The sequence below is a fragment of the Marinospirillum sp. genome (genome assembly GCF_035271045.1).
Taxonomy (GTDB): Bacteria; Pseudomonadota; Gammaproteobacteria; order Pseudomonadales; family Halomonadaceae; genus Marinospirillum.
This window is the reverse complement of sequence record NZ_DATESC010000002.1, coordinates 1-21,554: the sequence shown is the minus strand read 5'-3', so window position 1 is coordinate 21,554 and position 21,554 is coordinate 1. Positions and strand designations below refer to the sequence as shown.

At 44.6% G+C, this 21,554-nt stretch carries 18 protein-coding genes and 2 tRNA genes; 7 read left to right on the top strand and 13 right to left on the bottom strand.

Annotation, left to right across the window (positions count from 1 at the left end):
* Positions 1-42 precede the first annotated feature (42 nt).
* The 12 genes from rpsO to folP all read right to left on the bottom strand — a co-directional run bounded on the left by rpsO (position 43) and on the right by folP (position 10,374).
* The gene (gene rpsO / locus VJY63_RS01005; protein ID WP_324047759.1) at positions 43-309 is read right to left on the bottom strand and encodes a 30S ribosomal protein S15; all 267 of its coding nucleotides are present in this window, start codon (positions 307-309) and stop codon (positions 43-45) included.
* 73 nt (positions 310-382) lie between these two features.
* Entirely contained in the window at positions 383-1,339 is a 957-nt protein-coding gene (gene truB / locus VJY63_RS01000; protein WP_324047757.1) for a tRNA pseudouridine(55) synthase TruB, read from the bottom strand.
* Positions 1,340-1,344: 5 nt separating this feature from the next.
* Positions 1,345-1,722, bottom strand: a complete 378-nt coding sequence (gene rbfA / locus VJY63_RS00995; RefSeq protein WP_324047755.1) for a 30S ribosome-binding factor RbfA — start codon at positions 1,720-1,722, stop codon at positions 1,345-1,347.
* A 96-nt stretch (positions 1,723-1,818) separates the two neighbouring features.
* A complete protein-coding gene (gene infB / locus VJY63_RS00990) occupies positions 1,819-4,449 on the bottom strand; it encodes a translation initiation factor IF-2 (protein WP_324047753.1) in 2,631 nt (876 codons plus the stop codon).
* A 33-nt stretch (positions 4,450-4,482) separates the two neighbouring features.
* Positions 4,483-5,970, bottom strand: a complete 1,488-nt coding sequence (nusA, locus tag VJY63_RS00985) for a transcription termination factor NusA (RefSeq protein ID WP_324047751.1) — start codon at positions 5,968-5,970, stop codon at positions 4,483-4,485.
* Between the two features lie 27 nt (positions 5,971-5,997).
* On the bottom strand, positions 5,998-6,468 hold the full coding sequence (gene rimP / locus VJY63_RS00980) for a ribosome maturation factor RimP (protein ID WP_324047749.1): 471 nt from the start codon (positions 6,466-6,468) through the stop codon (positions 5,998-6,000).
* A gap of 142 nt (positions 6,469-6,610) precedes the next feature.
* Positions 6,611-6,687: transfer RNA gene (locus VJY63_RS00975), tRNA-Met, on the bottom strand.
* Between the two features lie 103 nt (positions 6,688-6,790).
* Positions 6,791-6,877, bottom strand: a tRNA-Leu gene (locus VJY63_RS00970).
* A gap of 112 nt (positions 6,878-6,989) precedes the next feature.
* The gene (gene secG, locus VJY63_RS00965) at positions 6,990-7,337 is read right to left on the bottom strand and encodes a preprotein translocase subunit SecG (RefSeq protein WP_324047748.1); all 348 of its coding nucleotides are present in this window, start codon (positions 7,335-7,337) and stop codon (positions 6,990-6,992) included.
* Between the two features lie 5 nt (positions 7,338-7,342).
* On the bottom strand, positions 7,343-8,089 hold the full coding sequence (gene tpiA, locus VJY63_RS00960; protein ID WP_324047746.1) for a triose-phosphate isomerase: 747 nt from the start codon (positions 8,087-8,089) through the stop codon (positions 7,343-7,345).
* A 77-nt stretch (positions 8,090-8,166) separates the two neighbouring features.
* Positions 8,167-9,516 (bottom strand): phosphoglucosamine mutase, encoded by a 1,350-nt coding sequence (gene glmM, locus VJY63_RS00955; protein ID WP_324047745.1) that lies wholly within the window; start codon positions 9,514-9,516, stop codon positions 8,167-8,169.
* Positions 9,517-9,531: 15 nt separating this feature from the next.
* On the bottom strand, positions 9,532-10,374 hold the full coding sequence (gene folP, locus VJY63_RS00950) for a dihydropteroate synthase (RefSeq protein WP_324047743.1): 843 nt from the start codon (positions 10,372-10,374) through the stop codon (positions 9,532-9,534).
* Positions 10,375-10,765: 391 nt separating this feature from the next.
* On the opposite strand from folP, the gene VJY63_RS00945 reads away from it, so the two are divergent.
* The 6 genes from VJY63_RS00945 to VJY63_RS00920 all read left to right on the top strand — a co-directional run bounded on the left by VJY63_RS00945 (position 10,766) and on the right by VJY63_RS00920 (position 19,980).
* Positions 10,766-14,044, top strand: a complete 3,279-nt coding sequence (locus VJY63_RS00945; protein ID WP_324047741.1) for a hypothetical protein — start codon at positions 10,766-10,768, stop codon at positions 14,042-14,044.
* Between the two features lie 95 nt (positions 14,045-14,139).
* Positions 14,140-17,241 (top strand): hypothetical protein, encoded by a 3,102-nt coding sequence (locus tag VJY63_RS00940; RefSeq protein WP_324047739.1) that lies wholly within the window; start codon positions 14,140-14,142, stop codon positions 17,239-17,241.
* Positions 17,242-17,366: 125 nt separating this feature from the next.
* Positions 17,367-17,888: a hypothetical protein gene (locus VJY63_RS00935; protein WP_324047737.1), complete on the top strand. Its 522-nt coding sequence runs from the start codon at positions 17,367-17,369 to the stop codon at positions 17,886-17,888.
* A 33-nt stretch (positions 17,889-17,921) separates the two neighbouring features.
* The gene (locus VJY63_RS00930) at positions 17,922-18,092 is read left to right on the top strand and encodes a hypothetical protein (protein ID WP_324047735.1); all 171 of its coding nucleotides are present in this window, start codon (positions 17,922-17,924) and stop codon (positions 18,090-18,092) included.
* A gap of 117 nt (positions 18,093-18,209) precedes the next feature.
* Positions 18,210-19,016 (top strand): SapC family protein, encoded by an 807-nt coding sequence (locus VJY63_RS00925; protein WP_324047733.1) that lies wholly within the window; start codon positions 18,210-18,212, stop codon positions 19,014-19,016.
* A gap of 121 nt (positions 19,017-19,137) precedes the next feature.
* The gene (locus VJY63_RS00920; RefSeq protein ID WP_324047732.1) at positions 19,138-19,980 is read left to right on the top strand and encodes a SapC family protein; all 843 of its coding nucleotides are present in this window, start codon (positions 19,138-19,140) and stop codon (positions 19,978-19,980) included.
* Positions 19,981-20,042: 62 nt separating this feature from the next.
* Here the strand turns inward: VJY63_RS00920 and VJY63_RS11835 are convergent, their stop codons facing one another.
* A complete protein-coding gene (locus VJY63_RS11835) occupies positions 20,043-20,249 on the bottom strand; it encodes a transposase (RefSeq protein ID WP_414674796.1) in 207 nt (68 codons plus the stop codon).
* Positions 20,250-20,512: 263 nt separating this feature from the next.
* Between VJY63_RS11835 and VJY63_RS00915 the strand changes: the two genes are divergently transcribed.
* A complete protein-coding gene (locus VJY63_RS00915) occupies positions 20,513-21,124 on the top strand; it encodes an REP-associated tyrosine transposase (RefSeq protein WP_324047730.1) in 612 nt (203 codons plus the stop codon).
* The last annotated feature ends 430 nt before the right edge of the window (positions 21,125-21,554 follow it).

Genomic DNA, 21,554 nt, shown 5'->3' with positions numbered 1-21,554 from the left:
TCGCAACGAGGGGTTTTTAAGATTCGCTAGCGAATCGATAACTTAGCGACGTAGACCTAGGCGCTTAATTAGATCGGCATAACGTGTTACGTCTTTCTTTTTCAAGTAATCAAGCAGCTTACGACGCTGACTAACCATACGAATTAGACCGCGACGGCTGTGGTGATCTTTTTTGTTGCTGGCAAAGTGAGGCTGTAACGCGTTGATATCAAAAGATAACAAAGCAACTTGCACTTCTGGAGAACCGGTATCATTTTCAGCGCGCGCAAAATCTTTAACGATTTCCGCTTTCTTTTCTGTTGTTAACATTGTATTGCTCCACAGTCGCTTAGTAACAAGGGCAAAGCCGTGCGACGTTACAGCCTGCCTGAAATTTTTTTATCTATACTGTGCTTTGCATTTTAATCGGTTGCAACATTAAGCCTTTTACTGCGTCTTGTTGCACCTGAGCTAAGCCTAGTAAGGTTTGACCTAAAGCATAAAGGCGCACATTTTGTCCGATAGCAAGGCTTGAGTCCAGCAATTTAATCGCCTGCCCTTGTAATAACAAGGCGGTAGACACCTCATCAACCGAATACTTAGGCAAATGCTCAATTAAATAGTCGGTTGGTTTTAACAAAGCGGCTATGGCTGCTTCGCCTTGCTGTTCATGTAAATTAACCAAGCTTTCTAAGGTTAGACTGTCACTTTCATTAACGCTACCCGACACAGTGCGGCGTAAAGCACTTAGATAGCCACCAGAACCCAACGCAGTTGCTATGTCTTCACCCAATACGCGAATGTAAGTGCCTTTAGAGCAACTAACTTCTAGGGTTAGGCTGTCTGTTGTAAAACTTAACAGCTGTAACTTAAAAATAGTAATGGCTCTGGGTGGGCGCTCTATGGTTTGTCCTGCACGGGCAAGTTCATAAAGCTTTTTACCCTGAAACTTTAAGGCTGAATACATAGGCGGCACTTGTTGCTGCGCCCCTAAAAAGCCTTGCAGCACCTGTTCAATACCGATCTGAGTCATGGCTGGTAAAGAAAAACGCTCAACCACTTCACCTTCAGCATCGGCAGTGTCACGTGTTTCACCTAACTGTATGGTGGTGACATAGGTTTTATTCGCTTCTAACCCATAGCTTGCAAACTTAGTCGCTTCGCCAAAACATAAAGGCAAAACACCCGTGGCTAATGGGTCTAAATTACCCGTATGCCCTGCTTTTTTGGCTTTTAAAAGCCATTTAACTTTTTGCAAAGCTTGATTACTGGATAAACCTAATGGCTTATCCAATAACAGCACGCCATTAACAAGGTTACGGGGGATTTTTTTTTGTGTCTTTTGCTTTTTTGTTTGCATAAAACTTATTCAGGGCGGTTTTTATCTTCAGCAATGGCGCGTTCAATTAAACTACTTAAATGCTGGCCACGCTGCACACTTTCGTCGTAATGAAAGCGTAACTGAGGCACTACACGCAGTTTGATATTCTGCCCAATACGTCCCCGTAAAAAGCCAGCGGCTTGTTTTAATATTGCCATGTTTTCAGCAATAATTTCGGGCTTGTCTTCTTTACCCAATACGGTGACATAAATGTCAGCATAACCTAAGTCTTTACTCACCTTCACACCGCTAACGGTAATCATGGCATCTAATCTTGGGTCTTTAATCTCACGCTGAATCATCACCGCTAATTCACGCTGCATTTGATCGCCAATACGGTCTAAACGACTAAATTCTTTCATTGTTACCTTCCCAATAAAACAGCCTCGACTCTGACGTATCAGAAGATCGAGGCTCTTTAACAACTTTAAGGCGCTAGCATTAAGTCGCTAGCTGTATTATAGGCTGCGCTCTACTCTGATCTTGTCAAAAACTTCGATCTTATCGCCGATTCTAACGTCATTGTAGTTTTTAACCCCAATACCACATTCCATACCATTACGAACATCCGCAGCGTCGTCTTTAAAGCGGCGTAAAGATTCTAACTCGCCTTCATAGATAACCACGTTGTCACGCAATACACGAATTTTCTTGTTACGGTAAACCGTACCTTCAACCACCATACAGCCAGCAATTTGACCCAGCTTAGGTGAACGGAATACATCACGCACTTCAGCAATACCGACTATGTCTTCACGGTACTCAGGCGCAAGCTTGCCCGACATGGCTTGCTTAACCTGTTCGATTAGCTCATAGATAATGCTGTAGTAGCGTAGATCAATTTCTTCACGCTCAATAATGGCTCTAGCAGACGCATCGGCACGCACGTTAAAACCAAGCAGTATTGCTTCAGAAGCAAGGGCTAGGTTAGCGTCAGTTTCGGTAATACCACCCACGCCAGAAGAAACCACATTAACTTTAACTTCACTGGTTTCTAAGTCTTTTAACGCACCAATAATGGCTTCAACCGTACCACGTACATCCGATTTTAGGATGATATTTACGGTGGCAACTTCACCTGTTTCTAGGTGGCTGAATACATTTTCTAATTTGGCTTTTTGCTGACGTGCTAGCTTCACTTCACGGTATTTGCCTTGACGGAAAAGCGCAACTTCGCGTGCTTTTTTCTCGTCTTTAACAACGGTGAATTCATCACCGGCTTCTGGTGTGCCATCTAAACCCAAAATTTCTACTGGAATAGAAGGGCCTGCTGAAGCAATTTGCTTACCATTTTCATCAATCAGCGCACGCACACGGCCATAGTTAAGACCAGCAAGAACGATATCGCCCTTACGTAAAGTACCATTTTGAACAAGAACGGTAGCAACAGAGCCACGGCCACGATCAAGACGAGATTCAACAACCACGCCAATACCCGGTGCTTCTGGCACAGCCGTTAATTCTAGCATTTCAGATTGCAATAATACGGCTTCTAACAGTGATTCAAGACCCGTACCTACTTTTGCTGAAACGTGTACAAAAGGTGTATCGCCGCCCCACTCTTCAGAAATAACACCGTATTGAGAAAGCTCGTTACGAATACGTTCTGGGTCAGCGGTTTCTTTATCAATCTTGTTAACTGCAACCACTAAAGGCACGCCAGCAGCTTTAGAGTGCTGAACCGCTTCAATGGTTTGTGGCATTACGCCATCGTCTGCGGCAACAACAAGAATAACAACGTCGGTTGCTTTAGCACCACGGGCACGCATTGCTGTAAAAGCGGCGTGTCCTGGGGTATCTAAGAAAGTAACCATGTTACCTGTTGATGTTTCAACGTGGTAAGCACCAATGTGCTGAGTAATACCACCGGCTTCACCTGTTGCAACGCTGGCACGGCGAATGTAATCAAGCAGTGACGTTTTACCGTGGTCAACGTGACCCATAACGGTAACAACAGGCGCACGCGTAATCGCTTGGCCTTCGTAACTAATGGTGTCAAGCACTTCGGTTTCAATTGCATTTTCTTTTTGCAATTTAGGCAAGTGACCCATTTCTTCAACAACAATGGCGGCTGTTTCTTGGTCAATGACTTGGTTAATGGTTGCCATAGCACCCATTTTGAACATGACCTTAATGACTTCAGAGCTTTTAACTGCCATACGGTCAGCTAGCTCTGCAACGGTAATACTTTCAGGAATAAGAACTTCCCGTGTTACCGGTGCTCTTGGCTTTTCAAAACCATGCTCACGCGAACTACTAGCCGCACGACGACCACCGCCTTTACGCTTGTCGTCTTTACCACCTTTACGGCTTAAACGACGGTCTTCAAAGCTATCTTCACGCTTGCCGCCGGTTTTTTTACCACCAGCAGACTTACGATTACCCGCACCTGACTTGGCCACTTTAGGCTTATCATCTGTGACGGCTACTTTGGTGTTTTTCAATAAAGCTTCTGCGGGTTCTTCAGTCGCATCGTCTTGCACGCCGGTAACAGGGTTAGCGCGTGCTTTACGCGCTTGTTCGGCGCGGCGTTTTTCATCTTGCTTACGGCGTTCTTTATCGGCCTCGGCTTTTTTCTGCGCTTCTGCGTCTAACACGGGTTCGGTCACTTTATTTTCTTGGTTTGCTTTACGCTTAGATTCTTCTGCTGCTAAAGCAACACGCGCTGCTTCTTCAGCTTCACGGCGTACTTTTTCATTGGCTTGACGCTTAGCTTCTGTTTCGGCTTCCGCTTTTTTTGAAGCTTCGACTTCGGCTGCATGACGCGCCACTTCTTGGGCTTTTTCAGCCTGGTCTTCAACTTCGCTACGCTTAACAAAAGTACGCTTTTTACGCACTTCAACGTTGACACTTTTGCGACCATCACCTTTTAGCTGTTGCGTTGTTTTGCGCGTCATAGTGATTTTTGTTGGCTCGGCAGCCGTGCCACCGATACGCTTTTTAAAGTCAAGTAGCGTTTGTTTATCTTGTTCAGATATTTTTTGATCTTCACTGTTGTGCTTTAAACCGGCTTCTTTCATTTGTGCTAATAAATTATCAACAGGTTGATTGATTACTTTAGCAAATTCTTTAACGGTATTTTCTGACACTATGTATCTCCTCTAACTACGACCTAGTTGCGCTCAAGCTTCATCTTCAAACCAGTGAGCACGGGCCGCCATAATCATTTTACCGGCACGCTCTTCGGTCATAGCTTCGATATCCATAAGGTCATCAATGGATTGTTCGGCAAGATCATCAAGGGTGGTTAAGCCTTTAAGTGCAAGTGCTGATGCTAGGGTGCGATCCATGCCTTCAAGGTTAAGCAGGGCTTGTTCAGGATTAGCCGCAGCCAAAGCTTCTTCAGAGGCAATCTCTAAGGTCAGCAATTCATTTTTCGCACGACGGCGAAGCTCATTAACTAAGTCTTCGTCTAAACCTTCAACTTCAAGGAACTCTTCTAGCGGCACATAAGCCACTTCTTCTAAGCTTGTAAAGCCTTCATCAACCAAGGTACGCGCCATGTCTTCATCAATGTCTAAATGCTGAATAAAGTATTCAATTAGAACATCGGCTTCTTGCGCTTGCTTACCACTGGCTTCTGCTTCGGTCATTACATTAAGCCGCCAACCAGTTAAGTCGCGTGCTAATTTAACGTTTTGACCGCCACGGCCAATGGCTTGGGCTAAATTATCTTCAGCCACTGCGATATCCATAGAATGGGTGTCTTCATCAACAATAATCGAGGCAACTTCAGCCGGTGCCATTGCATTAATAACCAGCTGAGCAGGATTGTCGTCCCACAACACAATATCAACGCGCTCATTGTGTAGCTCGTTAGAAACTGCTTGTACGCGTGAACCACGCATACCCACGCAAGCGCCAACAGGGTCGATGCGACGGTCATTGGTTTTAACGGCGATTTTAGCGCGTGAACCAGGATCGCGTGCAGCGCCACGAATCTCGATAAGCTGTTCAGAAATTTCTGGTACTTCAATTTTGAAAAGCTCGATAATCATTTCTGGACAGGTACGCGACAAGATTAACTGTGGGCCGCGATTATTAGGATTGACTTCTAATAAAATAGCGCGAACACGGTCGTTCATGCGAAATTTTTCACCCGAAATCATTTCATTGCGTGACAAATAAGCTTCTGCATTACCGCCTAAGTCAACAATCAAACCATCACGGGTGGTTTTTTTAACAACACCAGAAACCAAACAGCCTTGCTGACCAACGTATTGACGGATTACTTCAGCACGTTCAGCTTCGCGTACTTTTTGAACAATGACTTGCTTGGCTGTTTGTGCTGCTATGCGACCAAATTCAATCGACGGGATTTTTTCTTCTTTAACATCGCCAACCACCAAACCTTCTTCTTTAGCTGCGGTTGCTGGCAGCTCACTTTCAAGTTCAGTAAAATCTTCATCATCAACCACTGACCAACGACGAAAGCTATCATATTCACCTGTTTTACGGTCAATGTGAACACGAACATCAACGCCTTCTTCCATAAAACGTTTTTTAGTGGCACTCGCTAATGCGGCTTCAATTGCTTCAAATATAGTATCTTTGGGAACGCCTTTTTCATTGGAGACGGCATCCACCACCAAAAGGATTTCTTTACTCATGCCTTAGCCTCTTAGAAACAGTCCTTGCTATTTATTTTGCTTTTCCAAGCGCGTTTTAATGCTTGCTTGGTCGATAGTTTCAAACGGAAAACAGTATTCATCTTCGTCGACTTGAAGAATGATTTCGTCATCTTCAATGCCTTTAAGTAGACCAACAAACTTACGTTGACCTTCATAGGCTAAACGCAGTTTAAGTTGTACCTGATGACCGGTATAACGTTGATAGTGGTCTAGCTTAAATAAAGGGCGATCCATACCTGGTGATGATACTTCAAGGGTATATTCGCTTTCGATAGGGTCTTCTACATCCATCAGTGCGCTGACTTGACGGCTTACTTGGGCACAGTTATCAACACTAATACCTTGATCGCTTTCAATATAAATTCTTAATAGCGTGTGTTGTCCGCGACCACTAAATTCCAGCCCCCAAAATTCAAACCCAAGGGACTGAACAACCGGCTCAATTAGCTGTTCTAGTAGCTTATCTTTGCTTGACACAGAAAAGGCTCCAGCTCTGCCTATGCAGATCAGATGATCAAAGGCCGGAAAAATTCGAGGGTAAGACTGCGATGCGCCGTCTGGCGAAGATTTTTTCGACCTAACAAAAAGCCCCTTAAAAAAGGGGCTTCTGATTAAATCTTGGTAGCGGGGGCTGGATTTGAACCAACGACCTTCGGGTTATGAGCCCGACGAGCTACCATGCTGCTCCACCCCGCATCAGATAAGCAGCAATTATAGGGGTTGAAATGCGTTACGTCAACCTTTAACTATAATCTACTGTTTACTTACGCTTTTTGTGCACGCTTGCTTTTATAAAGTTTGGTGTCGAAGGCGGGACTCGAACCCGCACAGGCTTTAGCCCACTACCACCTCAAGGTAGCGCGTCTACCAATTCCGCCACTTCGACAAGGTTACTTTACTAGGCTGCACAATTTACGCTGCTTAATTGTTTAATGAATTAAGGCAGCGAATAATAGTGTTGCTAACCACACTTAGCAAGCCCTAAGGCAAAATTATTTTTACTGAGCGTTTGGTTGATGATTTTCAATCACGCCGCTGTCATCTAATAAAGGAAGGCGTTCACGCTCAAATTCTTGAATGATGTCTTCTGAAGGTAAACCCAAGTCTGGTGAATACTGTTGCTTGGCTAAATAAGCTAAACCCATGCTAGTGACAAAAAACGCCGCCGCTAACAAGCCGGTCATTTTACCCAGAAAACCGACTGGCCCAAGGCTACCAAAAACCGTATTAGACGCACCACCCCCAAACGAAGCACCGGCTTCTGCACCTTTACCTTGCTGCATAAGCACTAACGCAATTACACCTAAACCTAGCATTACATGAATGACTAAAACGATACTGTGCATATTCATTATTCCGCTGCTTTTCCAATTGCTAAAAATTGATCCGCATCCAAAGACGCGCCACCAATCAACCCGCCATCAATGTCTGGCATTTTTAGTAATGACGCGGCATTATCAGGCTTCATGCTACCGCCATACAAGAACAACATACTGGCTGCTAAATTTTTATTTACTTTAGCAACAGTGTTACGCAAGAAACCATGCACGTCTTGCGCTTGCTGTGGCGTAGCCGTTAAGCCCGTACCTATCGCCCAAACCGGCTCATAAGCCACGATAACTTTTTGTAATTGCAGCAAAGTTAAACCTTGCAAAAGGCCACTTAACTGTTGCGAAACCACTTGATCGGTTGCACCGGCTTGGCGCTGTTCAAGCGTTTCGCCCACACACACGACTGGAATCAACCCCGCTGCTAACACACGTTTAGCTTTTTCTAAGACCTGTTCATTGGTTTCTGCATGGTATTGGCGGCGTTCAGAATGCCCCAATAAAACATGACTAACCCCCAGATCAGTCAACATAGCCACGGAAACCTCGCCGGTATAAGCGCCTTCTGCGGCGTGTGAACAATCTTGAGCGCCTAAGCCAATGTTGCTACCGGCTAACATCTCTGCCGCTTGCGACAAATAGGGGTAGGGTGGAAAGACCAAAAACTTTACGCTGGGTGTTTGCTTAGTAAGCAATTTTTTAAGCAAATGCGTGACCATCTGCTTATCACCGTGCATCTTCCAGTTGCCTGCTACCAATGTCTGTCGCATTCATTCAGCCTATAAATAATTCAAGGGCGTGGATTCTATTAAAAATCGGCACTAACCTCAACTAGCAACATTTAAGCTTAGCCCGCAATGTCTGTGATAACCGCTGCGATTTCTTCTGCCAGCGCTTGTACTTCATCTTGGTTATCGCCTTCTACCATCACTCTTATCAAGGGTTCTGTACCAGAAGGGCGCAATAACACGCGGCCTCTGCCATTCATACGCGCCTCAACGTCTTTAACTTTGGCTTGTACTTGTGGGTGGCGCATCAGTGCTTGTTTATTGTCTGATGTACGAATATTCACCAAACTTTGTGGCATTTTTTTCATGCCTTGCAGCAAAGACTCAACCTGCCCATCGGCTTCTTGAATGGCTTGCAGCACTTGTAATGCAGCAACAATGCCATCGCCCGTTGATTGTACATGGCGGCAAACTACATGACCTGAATTCTCGCCGCCCACCAGCCAGTTGTGTTCTTGTAGCGCTGCCATGACATAACGGTCGCCCACTTTAGCGCGTACAAAAGGAATATCGGCCGCTTTTAATGCCAGCTCTAAACCTAGGTTGCTCATTTCTGTACCAACAATGCCCCCTTGCAACTGGCCTTTGCTTTGTAAATTTTTAGCAAGTATATAAAGCAGGTCATCGCCATCTAATAAACGCCCCGTGCGCGTTACCATCACTAAACGGTCGCCATCGCCATCAAACCCAACCCCTAAATCAGCCCCCACTGCTAACACGCGGTCTTGCAAGGCACGCGGGTTGGTAGAGCCATAACCTTTATTAATGTTTAAACCATCTGGCGTGGCACCAATCACATCCACCGTTGCGCCCAATTCGCTAAAGACTTCAGGGGCGATATGATAAGTCGCACCGTGGGCGCAATCCACCACCAACGACAAGCCTTGTAAACTGGCGTTAAAAGGCAGGGTATTTTTACAAAATTCGATATAACGCCCCGCCGCATCATTAATGCGCCGTGCTTTACCCAACAGCGCAGGGGCGACGGTTTCCATAGGTTTTTCAAGCCACGCTTCAATTTCTAGCTCGACTTCATCGGGCAGCTTTTCACCACTTCTGGAAAAAAACTTAATGCCGTTATCTTCAAACGAATTATGCGATGCGCTAATCACAATGCCTGCATCGGCATGAAAGGTTTGCGTTAAATAGGCAATACCGGGGGTTGGCATTGGGCCTAATAAATACACATCCACCCCCGCCGCAGAAAGCCCTGATTCTAGTGCGGACTCAAACATATAACCGGATAAGCGCGTGTCTTTACCAATTAAAATGCGCTTTTTACCTTGTTTAGCAAACACCTTACCCGCTGCCCAACCCAGTTTTAGTACAAAATCGGGTGTAATTGGGAACTCGCCTACGCGCCCACGAATGCCATCGGTACCAAAGTATTTTCTTGTCGTTGTCGTCATGGTTAATCCTGTCTTTTAAATAGCTTTGGCCGCTTGCACGGCTTGCCAAACCTGTAATGCATCATTTAACCCAGCCACAGAATGCACCCGCAAAAGGCTAGCACCTTGCTGCGCGGCGAATAAATGCGCGGCAATGCCTGCTGCATCCCTTTCTAACGCGGGCTTGCCGGTTATTTCACCCAGCATTCGCTTTCTTGACATTCCCACTAACAAGGGCTGCCCTAACGCTTGTAATTTACTCAAGTTGGCTAAAAGCGCTAGATTATGCGGCAACAGCTTAGCAAAGCCAAAGCCTGGGTCTAATAAAATACGTGACTTTACAACACCCGCTGCTACACACACCTGCATTCGCTGCGCTAGCCAGTCGGCTACTTCTTTTACTACGTTAAGGTAATCGGTTTGCTGTTGCATAAAAGACGGCTCGCCACGCATATGCATAATGCAAATAGGTAAACCTGTGGCAACTGCTGCGGCTAACGCGCCTTCACGGGTAAACGAACGCACGTCATTTAATAAATTAGCGCCCAACTTAGCCGCTTCTAGCATGAGTTTTGGGTTGCTGGTATCAATAGAAATCATCACTGCTGACTCTTTACGCAACGCTTCTAATACTGGCAATACACGGTCTAATTCTTGCTGCTCACCAACACCGACTGCACCGGGGCGAGTTGATTCACCGCCTATGTCTATAAAACTTGCACCTTCGGCTGCCATTTGCAGGGCTTGCTGCACCGCCCGTTCAACCAAGGTATAGCGCCCGCCGTCTGAAAAAGAATCGGGCGTTACATTTAAAATACCCATGATTTGGGGTTGGTTTAAATTAATGGCTGAGAAACTAGGTGTAAATGGTGTCAACATAATAAACAAAGCATCCAACAGTGAGTCATAGTCAGTAGTAAAGGATCATATAGTAAGGCGTTAGCGCCCATTTAAAAACCACATTGGGTTTAATTTTAAGTAAACCAAACACAAAAGGTATGGTTGTATAGCGGCGTTTAAGCTTATATGATGCGATTCGCGTTTTTTCCAGTATTGAACGGATTGTTTAAGACTGGTTTTGTAAAAGAATGTAAAAAAATGCACAGTGTGACCAGCATCACACACGGGTAAGGCGAAGGCTGTTACCTTGTGCCATGTTGGTATTGTAATAAGTTGATATTGCAATAAATTGATATTGCAATAAATTGATATAACAGATGGGCCGAATGTTCGGAAAAATTGAAGTAAACCTTGATCAGGAGTTTTACAAATGGCTTTAACTAAAGCACAAGTATCACTGGTAACAGTGGCAACCCTAGGCGTAGCACCCGGTGGCTATGCTGCAGAATTACAAGCATTTAACACCCAAAAAGAAGCTGCTGCTTTTATTGCAACCACAGGCCTTTTAAACCAAGGCACCAACGCTGAGTTTGCCCTGCAAGTTGCTGAAAACCTAGGCGCAAGCAGCGCACAATCAATTTTTAACGCTCTAGAAGCCGGTGCAAGCCGTGCAGACGCAGCGGTAGACTTTGCTAACGCCCAGCTAGTTGCCCAAGGCGGCAACATTGCTAATGTAGAAAAAGCCATTGCTTCTACTAGCACTTCAACCGACTTAGCCGCACTTAAAGATATTGTTACGCCTGTTGATGCAGACCTAGTGGTTAAGTTTACAGACACCGAAGAAGACCAAACCACAATTAACCCTAACACTGACGGTTACAACATTTATAACGTCGGTAAAGCACAGCTAGATGCTGGTGCTAGCAAAATTTCTGCCGACTTTACTTTTGAACTTAAAAACCAAATTGGTGAAGGCGACGCATTTGAAGGCTTGTTTTTGTCTCCAATCATCGAGCGCCAAGCAGCAGAAAGCTCTGGTTCACAGTTGTTCCTAGAATTGCTTGACTTGCGTGCCGCAGAAGATGGTAAAACACCTCTAGAGCGTGTACCTGTTGACACTTTCGCCTTCACTTTAAACGGCGCACAAGTGCTTATTCAGTCAGACGCTATTTTTGCAGCACAAAACTACGATGAGCTATTTGAAGCCGTTAAAGCGCGTATTGAAGAGCTAGGCCAAGGTGTTAATGTTCCTGCAACAGATGCAGAAGGCAACCCAAGCAACTCAGAAGCTTATGCAAAACTGGCTAACTTTAATGTAACGCTAGGTAATGACTTTACCGTTCAAAACCAAGCAGGCGACGCAGTTTCTGGTACAAGCATTGTATTAACAGACACTAAAGGCGCAACTCTAAAGCCACTAGGTTTTGTTAACAAAACGGGTGTTATTCCAGACCCTGGTTACACCCTTTACGCTCAGTTAGATAACGTAGCGCCAACCACCATTACTAAGCTAATTAGCACTAACCTAGATGCCGACAACGTAGGTTACGGTTCACAAGGTGCTACGGTTAATTTGGCGGGCCAGTCTGCTTCAGACAAAGGCGTAGAAGAAATCAAAGTTACCGCTACTAACAATGTTTGGTTCACCAAGCTTGAATCTAAAGCAGCTACCGACCATCTAGCACGCATTGAACTACAAAGCGGCAGCAATGGTTACTTTAACGTTGGTACGCAAAAAGGTAGCAGCGTTACTTCTTTGGTAAACGAAAACTTTAACTCAGCTGGTTTGGTTGACGTACAGCAAGTTATTGCAACCAACGCTTCTAGCACTGCCATTAACAGCTTTGTTTCTGAAGACGTTCTAAGCCGTTATGAATTTGAAGACACTGGCATTTACACCGCTGATGACAGCAAAGCCGCCATTACTTACAACCTAAGCTCTGGCAAAGATGTATTAAACCTAGCCATTGATACTGAAGTGTTAGAAGCAGTTGACACTCAAGTTAATGTAAGCACTGGCGCTGGTAACGACGTAATTACCGTTGCAGCAGTGAACGATCTTGGCGGCATGGTTCAAGTTGCTACTAACAGTGGCGGTTGGTTAACTAACCAACAGCTAAATAACAACATCACCATTAATGCAGGTAATGGCAACGACTGGATTTTAACCCCAGGCGCAGGCAATGCAACCATTAATGCGGGTGCTGGTAACGACGTTGTACGCACAGACAACGAAGGCAGCAAAGCAGTATTGGTGTTCAACAACGCCACTACAGATGTTAATGAGCTAATTGCAGGTGCGGGTTACAGCAATGGTTTAACCTCTAACAGCGATGCAGCTTACTCTGCTGGTGCTAACAATGTTGCTCAAACTTACAACCTATTCCAAGCTACTGTAAAAGTAAGCTTTAAAGGTTTTGAGTCTGATGCGATTGTTATCGACAGCACTGATTATAAAACCAGTACGCTACAAATTAACCAAGCTATTAAAGCAGCGGTTAATAACGATGCGGTGTTAAGCAAGCTAATTGCAGCACACGACAACGACGGTAATGCCCTAGCGATTGAATCGTTAATTGATGGTGGTTTGAACCTAAGCGACCTAAACATCCAAATTACAGCGCCTAACCTAGCTGATTTAGAAGAAGATGAAGTAGCTAAGTTAGACACAAGTGCAGCAAACACCCTAAACAACGGTGTTTACAACACTGAATTTGCTACAGAAACTGGCTTTGCAATGACTGGCTCTCAGTCTGTTGCAGAAAGCGACAATGTTATTAACCTAGGTACGGGTTCAGACGTTCTAGTGATGGGTACTGGCGCAAACAGCAACGATACCTTAAAGCTAACGGGTTATGAAAACGGTACTAACACGGTTGTTAGCTACAATGACAACGCTGCTTCAGCAGGTCGTGACTTCCTAGACTTCAGCGATTATAACGCTGGTACTGTTGTTTTAGGCAGCTTAAACCAAACCTTTAACGCTGAAAAAGTGGCTAAAATTGGTTTAACAGCAGAGCAGTTTGCTACCCTAGAAACAACAGGCCTACAAAACCAGTTAACAGGTAATGCTGGTGACAACCAAATTAACGGCCTACAAAACCTAACTGCAGGCAACAGCGCAGATTATGTTCTAATGGTTGAAAACGGTGGCAACTTGGGCGAATTTACCGCTTACCACCTAAAAGCGAACGAAAACGTATTTACTAGCTCGCAAAAAATTGGCACGCTAGATTTTGGTAGCTTAAAGACGGTAACCGATCCAACCGATCCTACCGATCCAAACGCTAACGTCATAGACGTAGCCGTAGTTGCAGAAGGTAGCGATCTTACCCTTAACGCAACAGATGAAGCTGATATCTTCAAGTTCACAGCAGAAGAACAGCCTGATAATGCGGTCAACACCATCACCATCACTAACTTCAGTGCCAGTGACTCAGTAGACCTAAGCGCAGTCGAGTTTGACTCTTCAGCACTTGGCGTACTAGACCCAAGCTTTAACAACAAGCCTTACACCGTCGCCCTAGATGGCAACAACCTAAGCGTAACCCTCTTCGATGGCGCAACCGCCGGCGAGCTAGACACTTGGGTACTAACCTTCGAAAATGTTGAACAGGCGATTGTTGATGCAGTAGCTGGCATAACTGATGTAGACGCTGCTGTTACTGCAGTAACCGATGTTTGGGGCGCTGACTGGTTAATCGTTTAATAATAACCAGCTTTTAACCAACCGTTTTAAAAAATAGTAGTAAGCAAGGTAGGTAAGATTGCCTGCCTTGTCTAAATAATTTACGGAGATGACTCATGTCACAAGCACAAGCACAAGATTTTGTAACTGCCTTTATGGACAAGTTGGTCGGTAGTGGTGTTACTTTAAACTCAACGTTAAAAGGCGTGTTCGCTGGTATTCTGGCGAATCAAGTTTCTATTAATGAAGCAGGCGAAGTTAACGTTACTTCTGCCTTTGCTACCTTGTCTCAAGTGTTTACTTTTATTGCAACACCGGCTGCAGATAAGCCCGCTAGCCCAGTAGGCTATGATGAGGCAGATATCGCAGCGGCTAAAAAGGCAGCGGCAACGGATAACGGCCTGACTGTTGGTGGTGACGCGCCAGTAGACCCAGTAGACCCAGTAGACCCAGTAGACCCAGGCGTTGAAGGCGTTACGCTTGAGTTAACCTCGGGTGCAGAAACCATTGCGCCTTTGGCCGAAGGCGAAGAAGCCGTTGAAGGTGTGCAGTACACTACCGCAAACGACGACACCATTGTAGGTGCTATCACCAGCCGTTCTAATACAACGACCTTACAGTCATCCGACAATATTGACGGTGGCGCGGGTACAGACACCCTCAAGCTTTCTATGGAAGGTAACTTCTCTGGTTTCGATGCCAAAAAAGACGGCGGTATGACCAATGTAGAAAATGTAGAACTAACCAACGACAGCACACGCAGTCGCATATTTGATGCCAAAGACATTGAAGGCGTAAAATCTTATAGCCTGAAAATGGCAGCAGAAACCATTGAACTAAAAAACTTGGCTGACACTAACGCAGAAATTAAAGCTTACGACCTAGCCAAAGGTAACCTAAAACTAGGTTACACCACAGGTGCAGTATCTTCAGCATCTGACGACACCCTAAACCTAGTACTAAACAACATTGGTACAGCTTCAGAAGGTGAAGTTGGTTGTAAAGACTACAAAGCAGCAGAAACAATAACCCTAGATGCCACAGGCCTAGGCCAGCTAAATAACCTAAACATTAATTCAATGGGTACACTAAACCTATTTAATGTTGGTACTGTTGGTATAGACTCTATCACCGTAACAGGTGCAGCAACCACAAGCCTTTCTAACGTAAGCACTCAGTTAAATGTATTTGATGCTTCAGCAGCCACAGGCAAAGTAACCGCTGATTTAACAAAAGCTGCTACGCAAAACCTAAAAGAAATTACTGCGGGTACAAATGATGACAACATCAGCGTAAGCGCAACAGGTTTAGCCACGACTGTTAAGCTAAATGGCGGCGAAGGCAACAACAAGCTAACCATAAATGCAGATGCAGATAAAACCATTAAGCCCACCATGGAAAACTTCCAAACCCTAGCCGTTACAGGTGCTAACAAGCTAACCGTATCGGGTGAAGGCGTAGATGGCTTAACCACAGTTAATTACGGTATGACAGGCGAGCTACTACTAGCCAACCTAGACAACACCGAGCTAACCCTAAACCTAGGTAATGCTTCTGCAGGTAAAGCAACCTACACAGGTGAAGGCCAGCTAATCATTAACACCACAGCAGGCAACGCCAACCCTGTTGATTGCGATGGTAAACTAGTTAATGGTACACCAACCGCTTCTAGCGCCACCGTTGTTGCTTCTGAAGCAGAAGTTGTAGACTTTAACGTTTCGGCCTTCAGCACCTACAATGGCACCATTACCGCAGGTAAAGCAGAAGAAGTCACCCTAAACATTGAATCTGCCCTTTATAACGACACCCATGCAGCAGGAACCAAAGGCACAGAAGCAACTTCTTTTACAGGTACTTTACAAGCCAACGAAGCCTCCATTGTTAACATTAATGCTGAAGGTAAGTTAGGCGGTATAGTAACAGCCAGCAAAGCTGAAGAACTTAACCTAAACGTTGCAGCCCACGACAACATCCTAGAATTAAATGCATCTGAAGCCCAAGCCCTAACATTAACGGTAGAAGGCGACAAAGCATTTGCTATAGGTAACGCTGCAGGTAGTCTTGGCAGTACAGCCAACCTAAACAAAGTTGAAGAACTGAACGTAACCACTTCAGGTAAAGCAGCGGTTGGTGTTGATATGAAAAAACTAGCCAGTGCCACCATTGCGGGTACAGGTTCATTTGCCATTGGTACACCAGCAGTAACTGCAGTAACTGGTACTTCAGCAACAGCAACCATTGATACTTCTAGCTTCGCTTTTGATGGTACTTCAGAGCATGCAGTTACTGGTGGGTTTACATTACCTGCTTTTGCATATGCTAACCTTGCTGCATTGATTACTGCTTTAGATGGTATTGCTGGTATTAGTGCAGTAGCAAATGGAACTACACCAACTCAAATTGATATTACTTATGATCCAGTTGTTGCTGGTGCAAACCCTGCTACTGCATTTGCTGTTGAAGAAGATACAAACGGTGACGCTTCTGTTGTTTTTACAGAAGCAGCAGGCAACCTAACCGCTGGTACTACAGGTGTTGCATCTTCACCTTTCACTGCAACAAAAGTTGGTGGCGAAGCGCAAGATGTCGCACTTGATGCATCAGATTTACTAGGTGACTTTGCCGTTAAAGTGGTTGGCTACACAAATGAAGACGGTGACAATGCCAATGGTACTGCCGATGTATTTGGTAGTGGCGTGGGTGTAAACAACATTGAAGTTGTTGACCGTCAAACCGTAGAAATCACCGGTGGTGTACAAAACGACACCATCACAGTGCAAGGCGCTGTTTATAATGCAGCTGGTGCGCTTGATGCAGCTGGCATAGCAACAGCCATGGTAACAGGCGGTTTAGGTGCAGACACCTTCGGCTTCTCTTCAACTACTAGTAATTTGTTAGCCACCATCACCGACTTTGAAGTAGGTGTTGATGTATTAACAGGCGGTGCGGCAATTACCGATATTACCACTGTCTTTGCTAACCGTGCTGCAGTAGTTACCGCACTAGAAACCGACTTTGATGTAGTAACCAGCGTTAATACAACAGCTGTTATCACACAGATTGAAATAGACCTAGATGGTAATGGTGGTGCTACATCGCAAGGCTTTGCATACGATGGCGATGTTTACGTTCATAATGGCGATGCAAACGTACTAGTACAGCTAACAGGTTTATCAGAAGCAGACTACACAGTAACTGCTGTAAACGGCTTCGCATAATAATAGGGGTCAGAGTCATTTAAATTTAAGCGATTTAATTTGATTCAAAACCTCTAGCAACAACAAAACCCCACCTCCCACAAGGAAGTGGGGTTTTTTTCAATTATTTATCTAGGTAAATAAACATGTATTTTGAACAGTTTAATTCTTCAACTTATGAAGAAGCCTTGGAAATATGGTCAAAAGAAGCAGAAACTTGTAATATTTTCCCACAAGAAGTTGTACGCCAACTTAAATGGATAGGAGAATCCCTTAGCACACAAGCAACTGTACAGTCATCATCGCTAGCTTATGGCGTATTCACACAAAAAGATAAAAGCCCTGTAGCTGTGTGCGAGCTAGTTATTTCACAAAAAGGTAAAAATAATCGTTGGATGAAGCTACTCAATGTAACGCTTTCGCCAGCAATTGAAGCTAAGGTTGAGGCTAAAGACTTAAAAGCCATTAAAACTGCTGTAACTGCCTACCGTACTGCTGTTGCAGGTTCTTTTGATGCTAAAAATGACCATAATATAGATACGCTAAAGTTGTACGGTCGAAACAAAACTATGCTAGACTTATTAATAACAACCTATGCAGCACTTGAAGACTCAGAGTCTTTTGAAGAAATTAAAAAAGAAGGCCGCTGGTTGGTCTTACGCAGCTAAACAGGTATAGATAACATTAAATTGGGGCTTACTATGTCGCTAAATGACGAGAAAAAAACCTTGCACTCAAAACAGCGCACTGAACTTCTAAGCGCACTTGACTTTGCTATTAATCAGACTGGATTAGAAAAGGTTGCATTAGCTTTAATCAATTCAAAGGAAGTAGTTAAAAACTATCAAGTAATAACATTAAATGCAGCATAGCTAAATAACGCTTAATAGGGTCAGAGTCAATTTAATTCAAAACTTCTAGCAACAAACAAAACCCCACCTCCCACAAGGACGTGGGGTTTTTTCAACCCAACTTAACCAGAGACCGCCATGCACAACGCCCAATACCAAGGCCTTTCGCCCACCACTTTTAAAGATTTAGTTTGGGTGGTAAAACAAAACACCCTTTACGCCAAACACCAACAAACCCTACCTTTAGTGGGCGCAGAATTTAAAAAAGCCGCCGGCCAATACCCCATTGCCTTTTTACACGACCCAGACATCGACCAATACAACCCCGTGGCACTGCTTGGCTACCAAGCCAACCAAAACCTATTTGTCGCCCCGGATGGCCGCTGGTTAGGCAACTACCTACCCGCCTACCTACGCGCCTACCCTTTCGCCCTGGCCCCACACCCAGAAACAGGCGAATACATTATTTGTGCCGACACCAACAGCCAACTTATTCTACCCAAAGAACAAGCCACCTCGGGCAAAACCCTAGAACTGTTTAACAGCCAAGACCAACCCAGCCATGAACTGCAACAAATGCTAGACTTTTTACAACAACTGGCCGCTAACCTACAAACCACCCAACAAGCCTGCCGCCGCCTAAACGAACTTAACCTCTTCACCCCTTGGCAACCCACGGTTATACAAAATACGACAACCCTAAAAGGCCTCTACCAAATAGATGAAGCCAAACTAAACGAACTAAGCCCAGAACAACTAGCCGACCTACGCAACACCGGCCTACTCACCTTCATCTACGCCCAACGGTTATCAACCAACAACATCGCCACCCTAGAAACACTCTACCAACAACACCAGCAACACAACGCGCTAGACAAAAGCGCCCAAGAACTAGACCTAGAAGAACTCTTTGGCGAAGAAGACGACGACCTGCTTAAATTCTAACAATATAAGAAATGTGTAAGAAAGAAGAAAAGAGGTCACGTCATTGCAAACGTTAGTGAAGCATCCCTTGTACTAGAATGACTTTTCTTAAATTCAAACCAACCACCAAGGAAAGCTAACCATGAAACCAACTACCAACCCAGCCACCAACGAAGCCCCAACCCCCTACACCCCCCAATGGGTAGCGGTACAAAAATCCACCCACCAACACACCCATTGGGTAAAATATACCCACTATCAATTCACCAAAAACACCACTGCCGCGCCCATATTACAAGCAGAACTGGCCGAACTACTGCCCTTCTACCCCCTAGCCTTTATAGCCACAGAAAAAGGCTTTCAACTGGTGGCACTGCAAAGCCTACAAGCCAACCTAAACCTTTACGTAAACACCCAAGGCCAATGGCGCGTACCCTATATACCCGCCACCTTTCGCAGCCACCCTTTTGCACTGGTGGAAAAAACCGCCGAAGAACTTATGCTGTGCATCGACCAAAACAGCGAATTTGTACACCTAAACCCAGAAGCCAACCCCACCGGCGAACCACTGTTTACCCCAGAAAACCAACTTACCCAACCCGTTACAGAAATAATCAACTTCTTACAACAATACCAAGCCAATAAACAACTCACCCAACAAGCCGTAGACCTCCTCGCCCAACACCAATTAATTGTGCCTTGGCCGCTAGAACAAAACCAAAACAACACCCCAACACCCGTAAAAGGCGTATACCAAATAGATGCCACCGCACTAAAACAACTTAATGGCGAAGCACTGGCCGAACTAAACCAACACCACGCCCTAGAAATCGCCCAGGCCCAACTACTTTCCAAACCCCGCTTAAAACACCTAGAAACCCTCAACCAACACCACCAAAAAGAACAACAAACCACAGACAACGCCCAAAACCTAAACCTAGACCAAATATTCGGCGAAGAAGACAACAACCTGCTTAAATTTTAACTAATTGTGCGTAATTCTCCACCTAGAATCTTTGATTTAGGTGGAGATGTAAGCACAGCGCCCTAGCTAGGGCGCTCTTGTTTTTCGATGTAACGCCTAATCGTATCAATCGTTGCTCCGCCTGTTGTAAGTAGGCAGTCAGTGCGTGTCCAAAGCACAGGTTTCCAATAGTGCTGCGCTAAATGATCTGCAAATGCCTTTCTTATAAGTCGGCTTGAGACGGTTTTTAGATTATTGATAAACTTGCTTGGCATAATGTTTGGGTGCATATTAATCAATCAATGCCTAAGTTGATTGTGTACTAAAATACTACTTATACTTAGCTGAACCGTACAAACCATCGAATTATAGACATAGACTGTCATGCTAAAAGCCTATAAATACCGCCTTTATCCGAACCTGTTAAAAGGGGTCAGAGTCAATTTAAAAAACCACCCTAGCGTCAAGCTGCTACTTGAACTATAAGTAAAGGGGTCAGAGTCAAAAAAAACCTAAATTGACTCTGACCCCAAATCCCAAAAAGGAGTTTTTTATGTCACGCAAGCCTAGGGTTTCTATTGTTGGTGTGCCACAACACGTTATTCAGCGTGGTAATAATCGGCAGGCTATTTTTAATAATGACGAAGATAGGCAGGCTTATATTACTTGGCTTAAAGATGCTGCCGATAAGTTTAATGTAGAAATTCATGCTTGGGTATTAATGACCAACCACGTGCATTTATTATGCACGCCCCAAGCCCCAGCGGCTATTTCGTTAATGATGCAGTCATTAGGACGACGTTATGTTCAATATTTTAACCGCCGTTATGAAAGAACAGGGACTTTATGGGAAGGGCGTTTTAAATCTTCTTTAGTACAAAGTGAAATGTATCTATTAGAAGTTTATCGCTATATAGAATTAAACCCAGTTAGAGCAGGCATGGTGGCAGACCCAGCTAATTACCCTTGGTCTAGTTATATAAACAATGCGTTAGGTAAAGAAACCAGCTTATTAAAATCCCACCCGTTATACCTTAATTTGGGCACAACAACCCAGCAACGGCAAGAGCGTTACCGCGCCCTGTTCAAGCTTGAAGTAAAGGGGTCAGAGTTAAAGGGGTCAGAGTCGTTCAAAACCCCGAACGACTCTGACCCCATATGTTGACCTTTTTTATTCCAAATTGGCTTTAGCCCTTTCCCAAAACTCCGAACGCGCCTGACCCTTTTTTTTCCGAAATGACTAGATAAGGTGTAGAAATAAGCTATATTGAAAGCATGGACAAAACACAGATAAGGATTATCACAATGACAAACGAAAAACCAAATACATAAAGCCAGCTAGCCAAAACAAGGCAGTTGGCTTTTTTGGGTTTGGAATTAAAAAAAGGAGAGAAGTATGGCTGCTGGTAAAGATAAAGGTAAATGTGAAATTTATAAAGGCAATGATGGCAAATTGTTCTGGTCTAATTCCAATAGACACTTCAATGAGAGACAATAGACCCTGTCTAGCTTGAGGTGAATGATGAATCAGAAACGTAAATATAAAACCTACTCTAAAGAATTCAAAGAAGAAGCGGTATCTCTAGTCAATGATC